The sequence below is a fragment of the Prevotella sp. HMSC073D09 genome (assembly GCF_001814145.1).
GTDB lineage: Bacteria > Bacteroidota > Bacteroidia > Bacteroidales > Bacteroidaceae > Prevotella > Prevotella conceptionensis.
Genome location: NZ_KV815130.1, coordinates 1 through 862 on the forward strand (window position 1 = coordinate 1; position 862 = coordinate 862).

At 54.2% G+C, this 862-nt stretch carries 1 pseudogene; it reads left to right on the forward strand.

Features of this window, described 5'->3' with window-relative positions:
* A pseudogene (locus HMPREF2955_RS16930) lies at positions 1-862 on the forward strand (RHS repeat domain-containing protein); the annotation flags it as partial.

Sequence of the window (862 nt, forward strand, 5' to 3'; positions counted from 1 at the left end):
GTATCGTCAAGAGCCACGGCGACCTCGAAGGCGTGTATGTAAATGGTGCGCCGCAGGGGATAACCGTTGACTTCGTCGACTTCAGGCTGCGCCTCGGAAAAACGAGCGAGCTCCTTTTTCACTCGGCTTGCACTGAAGTTCCACGAAACGGAAGATTACACCATTTATCCTGCCCCGATTATCACAGTGACGAAGAACCGCTTTACCAAGCATTACTTCATCGGCGACAAGCGCATTGCCTCCAAACTGGGAACAGGCAAGTTCAGCAACGTTTACGGCATCAGCAGCAACAACGTTACGGCAGGCCAGAAAGACTATGCCGCCCGCATGCTGCAGATAGAGAAGCAGCGCGAGGAGTACTACCGCAAGTTGGGCACGCCACCGGGTGTGCCTACGATGAAGGGTGCGACGGCCGACCCCGACAACACGGGTTATGGCTACAACACCATCATCGGCGAGCTGGGCGACCACTCTGTGCCCGAAGGTTGGGTGCAACGACCGAAGTTCAACAAGAAAGGAGATGTTCCCGGTCCACCCATCCAATGGAACAAGCCCGAAGATCCCGATAATGCGCAGCCTGGGTATGGCTATGTCCCCACAGACACCACCAACACCGAGGAAATCTTTTTCTATCATAGTGACCACCTAGGCAGCACCTCTTACATCACCGATGCCAAGGCCAACATCACCCAGTTTGATGCTTACCTGCCCTACGGCGAACTGCTCGTGGACGAACATTCTTCGTCCGAGGAAATGCCGTACAAGTTCAACGGCAAGGAACTCGATCAAGAGACAGGATTGTATTATTACGGGGCGAGGTATATGAACCCTGTAACGAGTCTGTGGTATGGGGTGGATCCGT